Here is a 14,954-nt window from a genome sequence, read left to right as displayed (position 1 = left end):
GTCTTGAAGTTGATCATTTGAAACGGTCCGGTTATCCGCCCGATCGTTCCCGCCAGCTGCCTTGCCATCATTCCCACCAGCTGGCTTGCCATCATTGCCATCAGCCGGCTTGCCATCACCAGAATGCTCGGATTTCGAATCCCCATGGCCCTTTCGGATCAAGGAAGTCCCGAGGTTGCCAACTCCACTCCCAATTGCTGCTATCATCAGGTACTCCGGCATTTGCCATTGGCGGCGACGTGTTAAAGGTTAACCTCGATCAAGCTAAGGGCGGGAGCTTTCGAGAACCTGACGGCTTTTGACAAAAACCGGCCAGCGCAAAAACCGTATGCTCTGCAGGATGTTGCTCTCGCATCGAACAGTCGACCACGATCTCGGCTGTTCGGCCAATCCCGCCGTCCACGCATGCCGCGACCGAATGGCAGCCGCAGCAGCTGGTTTGCATCTCGATGCTGTGGTGTCGAACAGGAGGCACGGTCCACGTGCTGCATGACCGCAATGACCGTATTCTTGCTGGCTCCACGGGCGCACGCAACGAGCAGGAACTCGGTCTTTGCATCACCATTCTCTCGCCTGCACATCACGGCCCGGCGCGGTGAGCTCATTGGCCTCGAGAAGGTCGGCGACCGTACGAACATGGGATGGTCTGCCGGCTTTGGGAGGCCGGTGCGGATCCTCTTCTCACCATATCGAAAGCTTGAAGCGGTCGGATTTTCTTGCCCTGTTCGTGAGAACTCCCATCGTCAGCTAATCGTCAGCCAAGCGGTCTATCTAGGCCGGCCGTGCCTGACCTTCGGATCCAAAGGTCCCGTCTCGACACTTTTTGTAACTATAGATCGAAATGGTTTCCCGCGCGATACGCAACGCACACGCTTCTCTGAAGCAAATGTGTGACTTTGTCGGTGGCGAACGAGAGGAGTGACGCATCAATAAAATCGTCAGGCACGTGTCTAGGAAGGGGAGCTGGCCGAGTTGGTCTGATTTCATTCGCTGTTCCTGGAAATCGGCGGACTGAAGCGCTGATAATCTCAGGACATCGATGGCAACGTTGCGAAAGTCCTGTGAGCTCGGGCCAATCTTGGCCTGCTACTGAGAAGCACTTTGGCGGGAACATTACGCCGTCGCGGGTCTGGCTGACCGTGACGTTAACCGAAAGATGCCGCTGGTCTCGTCAGCCGCCAGCACAATAGCAGCACATTCTCGCCTACTACGGAGACGCAATATGAAGGGCATTGGCCGACCACGGAAATCGCAGGCTGAAACTGGAGCCAGCCGCGCGGGGCGGGCGAGCAGTTCCCTTTCGCAATCAAGTCTTGCTGCGGGAGAAGGTGGACAGTCATTCGATTCCGTTGTGGAGCAGATGCGCTCTGGGGACGCCGATAGGAGGCCCTCCTCCCTTCCAGTTGCGCGCGGTCCAGGCGATGCCCGCGAAAGTCTGCCAGGCGCCTCGATTGGCGAAGATCAAATCCTGAACACACCGCCACGTGGAGCCGCTGCGCCACCACGCGGAACCGTAGCGCCACGTGGCGCAGCCGCAAGGCGGCGCGGTTCTCCCTCCATGTCTGAGGGCGAAGCCATGGCGCCGGTCGGTAGCCAACTATCAACCGCGCAGGTGGAAGGCACCAGCTCATCGTCAAATGAAGATATCAGTCCGACACAGCTCAGAATGAACAGTCTTGTTCAACAACTGACTGATTGCGAGGCTGCGGCCAGGAAAACCGACGTTCCCGAGGAGGCGGTGGAGCTGATCAGTCGGGTCGTCGGTGCAGCCTCAGCAATTCTGGAGTACCGCGCTAGCCTGCCTGCGGCTGAGGCGCAGACAATTATGCCAGACGACAAGGTGCGTAGATGTTGCCAGATCGTGTGCGACGCCGCGAATGAAGTAGACCAACTTGGCCTGTCGACGATCACGAAATTGGACGAAAAGACCAAGATAGCGGCAGGTATGGTCGATAGACTCTACTCCTACTCCCAGGCGGACCGGCAGGAGCTGTTGATTTTAAATGTGGAGAACCACCATACGGCGGCAATTAAGTGGTGGGAAAAAAAGGCATGGCGCTCCGAACGACAGCGATCCGCCTGCGCTGCCACCGCTAGCCTATCCAGTGGAACGCCCGTGATGCGGGAAGCCGAGCGGTGCGCACTGCGGCTGCGTGCCGGCTCGGTACTGAGTGTCAGGATCTGGCTGGTCCGTGAGCGGATCGGTCTTGCGCGGGCCAAGATTGAACTGCGGGCGAGCAGGTTCGAGCCAGATTTGAAGGAACTCCTCGTCGGTCGAAATGGAGTGGTGCAGCTGATGGCAAGCGCCGCTCAAGAAGCTCTTCGCGCCCTCTCTTTGGCGAAGGGCATAATGGATGGCAAAACACTCAACGCTCATGATTGCGCGGTTGTAGAAAAAATCATGGAGCGGCTTTCGGATTTTGGATTGGCGTTGCACGAGGTGCATACCAAGCTAAGCCATACCTACCCAGATGCCGGCCTCCCATTGAAACTGTTCGAACGGATCGTGGACGATGCATGGATCACTGCGCACGATGCCATGCACTTGTTGAACCTGCAGTCTCCGCCGTCAGCCATCATGGCGCCACAGGCCCAGGCGGGCGCTGCGATGCCGGCCAGGGCAGGCGCTGCGATACCGGCTGACACTGCTGGTACGGCTGCAGTGTCAGAAGGCACTACAGCGCGAAGGAAAGGGAAGTCAAAGCATAAGTCGGCAGCTCGCGCCGGGACTTCTGCCGCCGGGCAGCCATCAACACCAGTCGCTTCGAACGCCGGCACAGTGCCAGCAGCCAAGGTTCTCGCGCGCTCGGATCAAGTTGCGAGTACACAGGTGAGAGCGCAAGAGGTGGCTGCGAGTTCGTCGGGGGCAGGCTCGACAATCGGGGGCGCCGCGTTGTCAATGGAGGTATTGACGGAGCGGCTCAAACGATTGGACGAACTTTTGCAGTTCGATCTGGCCGGTCAGCAAAGCGTCGTCTCCCAAGTGCGCCAGATGAAGCCTGAGGAGGCCGGTAAGGTCGTGGACGATGTGGCCCAGTACCTGCGAGCCCAGGCCATTGAGATGCAAACCTGTCTCGCCGGGTTGCACGGGCGTAATGTACGCCTGCTACTCACCTCCACCCAGCTACCCAAAGTGCACGAACGCACAGACCAGCTCAAAGGGTTGCTGAACATGGTGCTGGGACAGGCCAACGCATTGAATGAAGGAAAAGCCGGCATTACGACTGATTGCATGAAGACCTACGCATTTCCGGCGCAAAAATACCTGGAACATTTGTGCAATGCCGACGAATTGATGCCGCCGGAGGCACCGGTCGCGCTGCGTGGCGAGCCAGGAAAGCTGTTTGAGATGAAGCTGCAGCCCAAGATGCTGGTCAATGGTGCGATGCCGAGCCCGATGTGGGTGCACATCCACACGAGTCGCCCCGTCTTGGCCAGAAACTTAGAAGGGCTGGCTGATTCCGAATTCACCGCTTGCCACGTTAAATCCAACGAACAGCGCGGCTACAATCGAGAGCGAGAGGAAGCCGATGCTAGGTCCGGTCGCGAGAAGGTCATAATTCATCGCGGCAAACTCACCCCCGCTTTCTGTAAGTCTTTGTTGACCTCGGGGCTTGGCCGCCAACCACGCAATTCGCGTGCCGAGCTCCCGTCGGCGCAGGCTGCATGACAGGGCACGTACTTTGGGGTCTAGGGCAGAATGCGGCCGGCCACGCTGTGAGTCAGCGAGCATTTCTCCTGGCCAAACCGCGAATGCCGCTGCGCGAGTTGCGGTCCGGCGATTGGAGTCGATCGGCTACCGTCAGGGCCGATTTGCGATGTCGCGTTACCTGCTGTTGACGTGGCGGCGTATCTTGCCTCCCATCCAACTTATCGCCGAGATCGCGCCGCCAAGATCGAGGCGGAAGGTCTTCCTGCGAGCGCGGAGCAGGCATAGCCGATCCGATCGGGATCGGCGCATCGCAACGACCCAACGGTGTGGTGGAGAAAATTGGATTCGGGAGAGCTCGTATCCAAGAGGCGGAGTTCCGGCCCGAATACAATCCGCTCGCAAGCACCCACGATGCGCATCCGCAGTTTATTGTCTGGGAGATGGGCTGGATTGCTCGGCGGCGCTGGCGCTAAGGCGGGGCTGTCGCCGGACAATTAGCATTCACTGCCAACAGCCTTGCAACCGTCACCAGTTGCAAGGCTCGGCGGCGGGTCGACAAATCACATGAAATCGTCGTCGGACCCGCTATCGCTGCTGTCGCTGTCCTCGGTTTTGTGGAGATAGAGTGGAGGTTTGCCTGCACGCTGCCACTCACCGGCACTGTTCTTCGTCCATTTGTCGGGATGCTGCGTAGGGTCAAGCACCAGGTCGCCATGATCCACTTCAACAAACCCCATCGTCTGCGCGCGCGCTTGTGCTTCCGGATTAGCCGCACGCCAATTCAGCAACGGTCGGTCGCCGTCTATCCGAAGTTGATGCTCCAGCAGAATATCGCCCGCATTTTCGACGAGCGGATGGGCGACTTGAAGATCCACTATGGAAGTGACCTCAGTTCGACCAGGAAATTGTTCCCGCCAACTTTCCGATTCGAACTCGTTCATGCTGAATCCGCCTTCCATTCTCAGCAGTCCGGCACTCCGGTCTCCCAATTGGTAACTGAAATATCGCGCGTGCTCCGTATCTCGACGGATGCCATATTGCTGAGCAACGTCCGCGGTGCGCCTGGCTCGTGACGATACGAACTCTGAATACTCTTGAGGATTGTCGGCGATGTGCGTGATTTCATCACCATGAAATTGCCTCACCTGTCTCCTGAAGGAAGTCCTGTTGATCTCCACCACAGGAGGTCGGGAATTGAGGGAGTATGCTTGGGGAGCCGCCGATGATGAGGCGCCGCTACCTTCCGATCCGGATAAGTGCATTCGGGCAAATGTGTCCGCGAACCCTTCGCTTCCTGCATCCGCTTGCTCGCCGGCATTATGCGCGCGGTAACTATCGGATGAGCCACCAATTCGACCATACATGACGATTCGTACTCCTATGTTTCGCAACCGAGCTCAAGTTAGCACGGCTGTTCAACATAGGGCGCTTAGTTGACGACTAGCTGACGAGGGCATTCCAACGGCTGCACCAATCAAATCCGTACTGCCGGCCTCAAAACCTCGGACTGCGCCACGCACCGGCCAGCAGAGGCTGCAAGGTCATGCCCGGAGGACTTGCCGTAGTTGCTGGGTGGCAGATCCGAGGGGAGTGATTGCCCCAGGCCCGCGGTTGCGCGGTTGGCCTGACAGAGACACTGGGGCACGGATGGCCAGCCGACATTTGCCACTAGCATGGAGCCAGGTCAGTTTTGAACTGGCAGTCGTGGACTTCCAATGACTAGGCCAAGCCTGCGGCAAAGAATGCTTTCGCGACAGGCTGGAAATATTGCATAGGAACCGCGTGGCCGAGTTTTGTAGTGCCTATCAGCTGACGCGCTAAGACATGGTCATGGACGATCGTCAGGCGTAGTGCCCGCGCCTCGCTCAACACATGTGAAACGCGCTCACCTTCGGCACGGCAAACTAAGAACGGCACCCCGGTTTCACCGCGAACGTAACGCAGACCGATCAGGACCGCCCTTCCTGTTAAGACCAGCGTGGCGCGTTGCACGCCAAGCGCAGGCTCGTCGGCCGCCTCCTCGCGGATGCGACGCTGTTCACCTTTCAACTCTGGCGCTCCTTGCTGATCCTTCGACTCGCGCGTCACTTCGGTATTGGTCATGCGCATTTCGCGCAGATACAACGCGCGCTGGAGCAGGAGATCGATCAGTCCGCCGACCAGCAGTGCGCCGGCGCCAATTCCCATCAGCAATTTTGTCTCCATAAAGATGAGGCCAACACAGCCCATGCCGCAGATCGGCAGAGGGACCATTGTCTTCCACATCCCGAGAAGGACAATGGAAAAGGTTGCGCTGAGAACCAATACCTTGAACATGGTCTTGCAGACTTCGACCATGGAACGAGCAGACCCCAAGCGCTTCAGCCCTTCAAAGGGGTCAATTTTCTTAAAGCTGAGCTTCATCGGCTCCAGAGAGAAGACAAATCCACCATTGGCTAGCAGGCTGGCCAAAATCACCGCGGCGACGAGGGTTCCAAGCAGCGGGCCAACAGCCGCGACGGTGAGTTGGACGAGCACAACCAATGCCTGCGGCACCGCGGTATCGAAAGGTAGGCTCTGCAACTTGGTGGCTAATAGGAGCGCTTCCCGGCATTTGTCCTCGATCACGCTGCCTCTTAGCCAAAGGTAGCCGAGCCCAGCGCAAGTCCCGACCGCGCGGACGAAATCGGAGCTACGTGGCAGCTGTCCTTTTTTGCGCGCTTCACTTAACTTCTTCGGGCTGGCGGCGTGTGTCTTCTCTTCACTTGTGTCGCTCATGGCAGCAATTTGTCGAACCACTCCAGCACGCCGTTGGCACGTGTGACCTCCAGTTTCATGCTCTCCACCAGATAGGCAGCGTAGGTGACCATGAGAACTGGAAAGACAATGTTCTTGATTGCCGGAGACAGTTGGCTCGCCTTAAATTGCGGGGCAAAGCGACGCAGCAGCATCATCGATATATCAATCAGTATCAGGAAGAACACGACAGGCCCCGATACCAATAATGCCGTGCGCATTATGCTGTCGAGAAGCCCCAACAACTCCATTGCTCCTGGCCCGCTCAGTGTCGGGTGAAACTGATACACCGGCCAGATCAAGTAGCTGCGGTACAGGACACTGATCAAAGTTTCCAGGCCTCCTGATCCGACGAATATGGCAATCGCAGTGATCCCCAGAAAAACGCCCATCGCGGAAGCCTGACTGTTCGTCGCGGGATCGGCCGAAGCGGTCGGGCTGCTGATGCCGCGTTGGTTGTCGATAAGCTCCCCGGCAGCCTGAAGGCCCCAAAGCGGAATGCCAAGAAAAGTGCCAAGGAGTACACCGACAAAAACTTCCTTGAATCCGAGCAGGGTTAGCTGGATCAGGCGTGTATCAGGATCCAGCGCCGGCAATCCGCCACTGACATGTGCCAGGCATGGTAGTGCGAAGCCAACAGCCAAACAGCCCCGGATCAGCCCACTGATCTGCGAGCGTGTGAATACGGGAAAGATCAGCATGATGCCCATCGCGCGGGCTGCCCCAAGACCTGCCGCAACGACGAGTTCGAGAGCCGTCTGGATCAGAATTTGAATATCGGCCGATGGCGCGTCCATGGGGCGGACTAGTAGCTAAGTGTCATTGCGGGAAACTCGGTGAAGATCTGATCGGCTAGCTCTATGAGCGGGGCGCTTAGCACAGGAGCAAACAGCCCAATCACCGCGACAACGACCAGAAGCTTCACGGTGAGCGGCAAGCTTTCATCCTGGATCTGCGTCGCCGCCTGGAGGATGCCGATGACGAGGCCGACAACCACTGATGCAATGAGCGGCGGTAGAATCCAGATCATGAAAACCACCAGTGATTGGCTCATAAGAGTAATGATGCTGGATTCAGTGATGATCAGCCTCCCGGTAACGTATAACTCAGCACAAGCCCATGCATCAATTTTGACCAACCATCAATGGCAACAAACAAGAAGATCTTGAACGGGACAGATATAACAGTTGGTGAGACCATCGACATGCCCATCGCCATCAAGATAGTTGTCACTATCAGATCTATAACAATAAAAGGCAGATAAAGTAGAAACCCTATCTCAAATCCACGCTTCAATTCCGATAGCAAGAAAGATGGTACAAGTATTGCAAAGTCATCAGGCGTGGCTGCAGCGTGCATTTCCTCTGGCCAGACCTTTTCTGTCGAAGATAGGAAAAATCGCCGCTGCTCTTCATTTGTGAATTTCTTGAGATGCTCGCGCAAGGGCTCACTTCCGGCTTTAGCGGCGCTTACCCAGTCGTCGAATGTCTGATAGTGGAGCTTGGGATCCGACATGCGGTCATAGGTCTGCTCAGCAACGGGCGCACTAACGAACATAGTGAGGATCATCGCCGCGGCGTACAGCACCACATTGGGTGGTATGGTCTGGGTCCCGAGCGCATTGCGGACGAGGAAAAGAACAATTGATACCTTTACAAAGGCCGTTGTCGTGGCAACTGCTAAAACCAGCAGACCGAGTCCGGCGGTAACCGCAAGAAGCGCCAGGATTGTCGGCTGAGCTTCACTCATTGCATGCAAACCCGCCACGCAGCCTGATGCCCAGCTCTTCTCCGATGCGGACAATGTCGCCACGCCCGATACGCTGACCATTGGCCACTATGTCGACCGGGCCGTCGATCGGCCATCCAAGTTCAAAAATATGCCCTTCGCCGGCACTTCTTAATTCCCCAAGAGAAATAGGCCAGCGGCCGCATTCAAAGACAAGCACGATCTCGACATCGTCGAGATCCTTAGTAAGCTCCAGTTGCGATCCGGGTTGTGTCATATGCGCACTCTCCAAAGGACACGGTCGCGGGCGGAAAGGCCCCCGCAAGATTAATTCATCGCCGTCAAGATCCGCCTCGGCGCACAACTGGCCGACAGCTAGGGTGATCTGGCCGCGGCCGAACGGCGCAATATCGGGCAACAATGCATCACCGACACATGCGCTTCGAAGAAGCGCCGCAGGAAGGCGAAGCGTGCCGACCTCTCCTGCAACAATGAGCGGGAGCTCTGGAGGCAGCCCGCCCAGCTGCCGCGGCAACTGGGCAAGCAGTTCGCCTAGCGCGCGAAACGCAGGCGGTACTAAGCCGTCAAGTGGCGTGAACAGGAATAGACGGCCCTTGCCCTTGACCGCGCCGAAAATGATGTCGAGTTCAAGATGAGGAGCCAGCATCGTGGCTTCGCATACCCGCACGAGTTGCACGTTCAGACGCGTCGTCTCCTCCAGTCGAGTGACAAGCGGCTCCAGAGCGAGTTCGAGAATTAGCGAAGCAGTTGGCTCGGAAGGGAAGGCCAAGCCGTTCTGCACTGTCGTGATGAACTCCTCTACGAGCGGGCGCGACAGTGACAAGATGACCGTTTCGGCTCCCACTCTCCAGACGCAGTCAAGCATCGGAATGGCAGCAGGTTCCTGCTGCCAGACAAGCCCTGCCGTTCGCACCGATAGCGGCACCTCGTTGATCCGGCTTTGAAACGGCGTGCGCGGCGCTGCTGTATCATTGAGCCACGAGACAACCGTGTGGGACAGTTTCAGAACTGGTTCGAACATGGCGGGTGTGACCGCAGCGCCTATCAAAGACTGCACGGTCGTGTCATTCGGACGACCTCTTGCGACCGTCGGATCCGGTTGCGCGGCATTTAGGCAAGCGACCCCCTCGCATATTTCAGCAGTATCTCATCGTCGGCCTCGATCTCGGCTGCGGCCTCCGAATGAGTCTCGACGGCGCGCCGCACGTCGTCCTCGATTTGTTGCCATTTGTCCCTTGCCGCCGAACATATGACCCATAGCTCCCTCGTCCTGGACGCCGCCATCTCAGCCTCCTCTTGAGCGATTTGGGTATCATCAAGCATCTGCCGTCTGGAATTGATCTCAGCGGCAAGTTGTTCAGTGTGAAGGCGGTGACGGTCGAGCGCTGCGCTAGACAAGTTGTCGAGTGACATCAGATGCTGATAGAGCGCTGCTTCTTTTCTTGAACAATGTTGCTGTATCATTGCAAGCTCCCTAGAGGCATTTTGTACGGCTGAGGCGGCCACATCGCGCTGGGCTTCCTTCTTGGACAGCTCGCCAAGGGCACGACGCTCTTGCATTTCCTTCAGAAGCCGTAACCTCGAAGACTGAATCCAGTTTACGCGGTCAGACGCGACATCCATGCGACCGTCTCCTCGAAATCTGACGCGTCATCTTCGCTCTGGCGCAGAAACTCCCTCAGTTCGTCGATTGACGCGACAGCCCGGTCAGTCAGGGGATCTCCACCTGGCTTGTATTCGCCAACATTGATCAAGAACTCGGTCTCGGCATAGCGCGACAGGAGCTCGCGGAAAATGGATGCTGCCTTGCGATGTGTCCCCGAAACGACTGCATCCATGACGCGGCTGCGACTCTGCAGCACATCAATAGCGGGGAAATGCGATCGCGCCGCAATAGCGCGTGAGAGGATGACATGGCCATCGAGAATACCACGCGATTCCTCGGCGATTGGATCACCCGTGCCATCACCCTCTACAAGCACCGTATAGAAGGCCGTGATTGAGCCCCGCTCACCCATGCCGGCGCGCTCGAGCAGGCCTGGCAGCATGCCAAAAACGGAAGGAGGAAAGCCCCGTCGCGTCGGCGGCTCACCCGCAGCAAGGCCTATTTCGCGCATAGCGCGGCAGAAGCGCGTCAGCGAATCCAGCATGAGAGCAACGCGTAGGCCTTGATCTCGGAAATATTCCGCGAGCGCAGTCGCCATCGGAGCGCATTGCGCACGCTCTACCGCCGAGCGGTCGGATGTTTCAACCACGACGACTGTACGGAGAAGGCCCTCTTCACCAAGATTCCTTTCGATGAATTCACGAACTTCCCGTCCACGTTCGCCTATGAGCGCCACTATGACGACGTCAGCGGCGGCACCCTTTACGATCTGTGACAACAGCGTCGACTTGCCACCACCTGGCTCGCCATAAATCCCGATCCGCTGGCCCTCGCCGCACGTCAGCAGACCATCGAGGACACGGACCCCAAGCGGGAATGGCCGCTCAATCATGCGCCTCGTCATCGGATTGGGGGCTCTGCCATGCAGGGGCCGAGTTTCGACGGTCTTGATTTCGCCTTTGCCGTCCAATGGGCGGCAACGACTGTCGATCACGCGACCGAGCAAATCGCCGCCGACGGGCACCTCACGCATTCGGCCAGTGGCCACGACCTCTGCGCGGCTGGATAGGCCCACCAAGTCCCCGATCGGTGTCAGCAATACACCATCACCCGACAGGCCGATCACCTCGGCCTCGAGCGACAGCCCGGTTCGCGGGTCCTCTAGGAGGCAAAGTTCCCCAATACGAGTGTCTGGCAAGACGGCATGAACCAGTGTGCCGATAGCCCGCGTGATCCGACCGCGCACCGCACGCGTGTCAATTCGCTTGGCCGCAGCCCTCAAAGACGAGATTGCTGGAACGAGAGCTCGAGTGTCGGCGTCAGCGTTATGTTCTGGGACGGGCTTTCTCATAGCTCGCCTTTCTCACAGAGCGTCCCGAAACCAAGGCGCAGCGCGCGCATCTGGGCGTCAAGTCCAAGGTCAACATTGCCGTACTCGCTCCACAGCACGCAGCGTTGCGGCGACAATGTCGGGTCGGGCTCGATCCGCACCCTTGGTCGACCATCCTGGCCGTCGCATCGAGCAAACTCTCGTGCAAGCATGTCGACTTGCATGGGAGAAACATGAAGGCAAACGTCGGCGCCGCTGTATTGACACTCTATGGCGTGACGAACAGCCCTCACCAATAGCTCGCCCGGATCGAAAGCGCCGATAAGATCGCTCAATATTTCCATCACGAGCTGCGGCAATTCCTGCTCCAGAGCCGCCTTTCGTCGCGCGATTTCGGAGATTGTCTCCGCAATCAACCCTGCCATCTCCTCGGTGCCTGCATTCGAGCCCTCCATGTGGCCGCGCGCCCACGCCCGCTGGTAAACCGCGCGTGCCCAGTTTCGAACGCGCTGCCGATGCCGTTCTGCCGCGGCAAGGGCTTGCGCGGCGCTGTGCCAGGTTTCGAGCTCGCTCGCGGGTATCAGTGGTCCGACTGGACGCATCTGCGGCGCTATTGGCCCCTCGGAAAGTTCGACTGTCATTTCACCGGGGTCTCTGTCTCAAAATGAGCTACTACAAGTGAAAGCAATTGGCCGGCGGCGGTCCAATGCTCAGGTGCTGGAGTCTCCGCGGCAGTCCCCTCGGGCAATCGAAGAAGCACGCGGTTACGCTCGGTAGCTGAACTGTCCTGGAGCCAAGCCCCAAGACATGCGTGTCCATCGTATTCGATTTGCTGAGCGAGTTTTTCTGGGTCCGAGATCAGTCTTTTGTCAACAGCATGCAGCAGGTGTCGGATTCCGAATGCGTGTGCCTCCACGCCGATGCGTTTAACAAGGATGGCAAGCTCAGGCTGAGAGACAAACGCGACCAGCGAACGGGCATGCCAGATACTACCAGCAAGAAGGGCCGCTCGATATGGATCATGCCCGCGTAGAAGGTCCGGCCTGCAGCCGATGTGGTTCAGATCCACGTCATCGTTGCCCAGCAATTCTGCCAGCCTTGGATGCAGTCTGGAACACTTCTGCAACTTCACTAACGTTTCGGCCGATAACGCTGGATCAAGACGCGCCGCAAGACGGGTTGGATGGGCCGAAGCCGCAAGCTCGCTCGCGCCCGGAAAGTGCGGACCATCAGGTCGGGCGGTCTGTATAGGCATTGGCAATGAGATGTCACCCACGTCCAATTGCAGGCATTCTTTTGCGAATGGCCTCGACAGCAGAAGCATCCCGGCGCCCCTCGACCTTGGAAACGCCGGTTGATTGCTTGCGCCGACGCGTAACAACGCCGATCAAGAGATAACAGGCCACGCCGAATACGGCTGCGGCAAAACCTGTTACGGTCGCCAGAAGTGGCGCAGGAAGAGGTAGTGATGCTTGTGGCAAGACAGCAGTCGGATCGGGCCGTTGCTCGTGTGCGGACCGTTCTACCGGCACCAAAACCACTTCCACCTTATCGTAGGACAGGCCTTCGATGCTGTCGGCTACAAGCATCTTTATCTTTGGCAGCAGAGCCGCGACATTTGTTTTTGCGTCGTGCCTGATAAACACCGAGGCCGAGGATGGCGTGGCACCGGCTCGCACAAGGTCGTTATGCGGCAGCACGACGTGAACACGTACAGAAAAAACGCCATCGATATCGCTGATCGTCCGCGACAACTCTTCGCTCAGGGCATACACGTAACGGGCACGCTCTTCGGTCGGCGAGGCAATCAGGCCTGATCCTTGGAATATCTCACCGAGGTTCTTGAAGGATTGGCGCGGCAGCCCCTTGGCGTTCAGAAGGTTGATTGAGAAGGCGAGCAGCTTTTCGTCAACCTGGATCGTGCTGGTTCCATCCTTGGCGACCACCCGGATCGCGGCGACCCCGTTGTCTTCAAGAAGTGCGAGCATTTCATTTGCCTCACGCTCTTGCAATTGCGTGTAGAGGTCGGCTTTGCAAGCAGTGAGGGCGACGAGAACTGGCAGCATGACAAGTCTAACCGACCGCCACCCTGACAGGCCACGCATGATTTCGCCCTCGGCCAAGCCAATCATGCGCGCGGTTCAGCCTTCCTTCAAAAGTTTATTCACGGATGATGTGACGCCGCTGACGCCTTTGGAGATAAGCGCCACCTGGGTGACGCCGTTGTAAACATCCCGAAGACCAGCCATCATCGTTTCGAAGTCTTGCCCTTGTTGGGGAATGCCCGAGATTCCGGTTCCCGCCTCACCTGGAACGGGAAGCTTCTGCGCCGGTCCCGGTAGAGCGCCCTTCGAAAGGGCTATGTCATGGTCGAGCGCGGGGAAGGAAACAGTGTTGTGTGGATATAGGGAGGAAATCGTCTGCAACACGCGATCGCCCATGCCGCTCGTCGGCGCAGCCGCGCGCTGAACATCCATCGCCGCAGCAACTGGCGCCGCACTCGCTGGCCCCGCGGCGGCATCGTTTTTCAGCGAGTCGGCTGCATGCCCTAAGGCGCGCTCAAACTGGGCCTGCTCGACAATCGACGGTGATCCGACCCTGGGGAGGCCAGCCGTTAGAGTGGCAGAGATCGACGTGACAGGCATCATCATGTAAGGACTCGGTTGCTCTCTCTGACCGGGCGAGCCCCGCCCATTCATCACCCGGTGTCGGCGCAACACTCCTAGGGGGGCAAGCTGACAACAAGCTGACTAACGGCGGCGTCATTTCGACAATCTAAAATCTCTTCGGCAATTTAGTCACTTGTGATGATTTCAGCGTTTGGTTTATCAGTGCGACATGCCGAGAACGCTTATCCAACCCGTCACCCTGCATGTTTTGAGACTTCTTTGTGCCGGGTTTTTTCTGTCCACCGGGATTCACCCGGCGCATGCAGTCCCGCTGTCCCTTCCGGCGACACCCTATAGATACACGGTTCTGGATCAGGAGCTCGCTGCAGCGTTGCAGGAATTCGGCAACAACCTGAATATCAGGGTCAACATCAGTCCTGCGGTGAAGGGGCGAATTCGCGGACGTATGCCTGATTTGCCACCGCGCGCGTTCCTCGACCGCTTGACGAACCTTTACGGTCTACAATGGTACTATGACGGCCTTGTGCTCTATGTGTCTGCTGCACAAGAGTCGCAAACTCGAATGCTTTTGATGACGTCGATTCGCTTCGATGCGTTCAAGGGGGCTCTCGACAAGCTTGATATCTCCGACGAGCGCTATGTGGTCAAACCCGTGCCAGGCAATGGCCTCGTCTTCGTTTCCGGTCCACCGCGCTTCGTCGCACTCGTGGAGCAGACCTTTAACGGCTTGGTGGCGCAGGCGCAGGCGCAGACTCACATAGCGGCAACGCCAAAGGAATCAGTGCTGATCTTGTTTCGCGGCTCCTCCACTACGGTCGTTCGCGACGGACGACCGGATGCTTCTTATTCTTCTGACATCCCACAACAGGATAGCGTTGGCGGGAAGCCTGAGCTGGGCAAGAAATGAACATTGAGGATTTCCCGCAGCTCTGAAGAACATGACTGCGGCTACCCTTTTGTGAACTCTTCGCAAACTCGTCAGTTTCTCGAAAGCTAATCCGCTCATGATGAGTCCCGGCAGCTCTCGCGGTGACTCCGGCCATTGTGTTGGACCGAACCTTGGAGCCGGCCCGGAACACAGCAATTGAAGGCAGGGCAGGCGCATTCGTGACCTGCCGACGCTTGGAATTGTCGAATTTTGTGAAACGCAAGGGATCTTCTGTCGGGGTCTCTTGTGGGGATTTCAACGTCACGTCTGAGGATGCATAATGT

14 protein-coding genes are annotated in these 14,954 nt (G+C 57.8%); 2 read left to right on the top strand and 12 right to left on the bottom strand.

The genetic code is table 11. The features are described 5' to 3' along the window. Positions 1-1,612 precede the first annotated feature (1,612 nt). A complete protein-coding gene (locus EN984_RS04560; RefSeq protein ID WP_245464999.1) occupies positions 1,613-3,670 on the top strand; it encodes a hypothetical protein in 2,058 nt (685 codons plus the stop codon). 542 nt (positions 3,671-4,212) lie between these two features. On the opposite strand, the gene EN984_RS04555 is transcribed toward EN984_RS04560, so the two are convergent. The 12 genes from EN984_RS04555 to EN984_RS04500 all read right to left on the bottom strand — a co-directional run bounded on the left by EN984_RS04555 (position 4,213) and on the right by EN984_RS04500 (position 13,763). Continuing rightward, positions 4,213-5,016 (bottom strand): Effector protein NopP, encoded by an 804-nt coding sequence (locus tag EN984_RS04555; protein WP_127268422.1) that lies wholly within the window; start codon positions 5,014-5,016, stop codon positions 4,213-4,215. 355 nt (positions 5,017-5,371) lie between these two features. After that, entirely contained in the window at positions 5,372-6,409 is a 1,038-nt protein-coding gene (locus EN984_RS04550; protein ID WP_127268423.1) for an EscU/YscU/HrcU family type III secretion system export apparatus switch protein, read from the bottom strand. Next, positions 6,406-7,224, bottom strand: coding sequence for a type III secretion system export apparatus subunit SctT (sctT, locus tag EN984_RS04545; RefSeq protein ID WP_024505376.1), 819 nt, complete (start codon positions 7,222-7,224; stop codon positions 6,406-6,408). The genes EN984_RS04550 and sctT overlap by 4 nt, the downstream gene beginning before the upstream one ends. An 8-nt stretch (positions 7,225-7,232) precedes the next feature. Next, positions 7,233-7,481, bottom strand: a complete 249-nt coding sequence (locus tag EN984_RS04540) for an EscS/YscS/HrcS family type III secretion system export apparatus protein (RefSeq protein ID WP_081714428.1) — start codon at positions 7,479-7,481, stop codon at positions 7,233-7,235. A 29-nt stretch (positions 7,482-7,510) separates the two neighbouring features. Beyond that, positions 7,511-8,176: a type III secretion system export apparatus subunit SctR gene (gene sctR / locus EN984_RS04535; protein WP_029354851.1), complete on the bottom strand. Its 666-nt coding sequence runs from the start codon at positions 8,174-8,176 to the stop codon at positions 7,511-7,513. Beyond that, positions 8,169-9,197, bottom strand: a complete 1,029-nt coding sequence (gene sctQ, locus EN984_RS04530) for a type III secretion system cytoplasmic ring protein SctQ (RefSeq protein WP_095769044.1) — start codon at positions 9,195-9,197, stop codon at positions 8,169-8,171. The genes sctR and sctQ overlap by 8 nt, the downstream gene beginning before the upstream one ends. A gap of 89 nt (positions 9,198-9,286) precedes the next feature. Continuing rightward, positions 9,287-9,799 (bottom strand): hypothetical protein, encoded by a 513-nt coding sequence (locus EN984_RS04525; protein WP_032899688.1) that lies wholly within the window; start codon positions 9,797-9,799, stop codon positions 9,287-9,289. Then, positions 9,775-11,133: a type III secretion system ATPase SctN gene (gene sctN / locus EN984_RS04520; protein WP_024505372.1), complete on the bottom strand. Its 1,359-nt coding sequence runs from the start codon at positions 11,131-11,133 to the stop codon at positions 9,775-9,777. The genes EN984_RS04525 and sctN overlap by 25 nt, the downstream gene beginning before the upstream one ends. Next, positions 11,130-11,753 (bottom strand): type III secretion system stator protein SctL, encoded by a 624-nt coding sequence (gene sctL / locus EN984_RS04515; protein WP_024505371.1) that lies wholly within the window; start codon positions 11,751-11,753, stop codon positions 11,130-11,132. Before sctL ends, sctN begins: the two co-directional genes overlap by 4 nt. After that, positions 11,750-12,388 carry a nodulation protein NolU gene (locus tag EN984_RS04510; protein WP_335930789.1) on the bottom strand — a complete coding sequence of 213 codons (639 nt, stop codon included), beginning with the start codon at positions 12,386-12,388 and terminating at the stop codon, positions 11,750-11,752. The genes sctL and EN984_RS04510 overlap by 4 nt, the downstream gene beginning before the upstream one ends. Further along, on the bottom strand, positions 12,381-13,244 hold the full coding sequence (gene sctJ / locus EN984_RS04505) for a type III secretion inner membrane ring lipoprotein SctJ (RefSeq protein ID WP_127248569.1): 864 nt from the start codon (positions 13,242-13,244) through the stop codon (positions 12,381-12,383). Before sctJ ends, EN984_RS04510 begins: the two co-directional genes overlap by 8 nt. Positions 13,245-13,253: 9 nt before the next feature. After that, positions 13,254-13,763: a nodulation protein NolB gene (locus tag EN984_RS04500; protein ID WP_024505368.1), complete on the bottom strand. Its 510-nt coding sequence runs from the start codon at positions 13,761-13,763 to the stop codon at positions 13,254-13,256. Positions 13,764-13,950: 187 nt separating this feature from the next. Here EN984_RS04500 and EN984_RS04495 point away from each other — a divergent pair, with 187 nt between their 5' ends. Beyond that, complete coding sequence (locus tag EN984_RS04495) at positions 13,951-14,649, top strand: secretin N-terminal domain-containing protein (protein ID WP_024505367.1); 699 nt, start codon at positions 13,951-13,953, stop codon at positions 14,647-14,649. Positions 14,650-14,954: the final 305 nt, after the last annotated feature.

Origin of the sequence: Mesorhizobium sp. M7A.F.Ca.CA.004.12.1.1 (assembly GCF_003997835.1) — a bacterium.
In the GTDB taxonomy this organism is placed as follows: domain Bacteria; phylum Pseudomonadota; class Alphaproteobacteria; order Rhizobiales; family Rhizobiaceae; genus Mesorhizobium.
The sequence above is the reverse complement of the archived record's forward strand: the minus strand, read 5'-3'. Positions and strand labels throughout refer to the sequence as shown.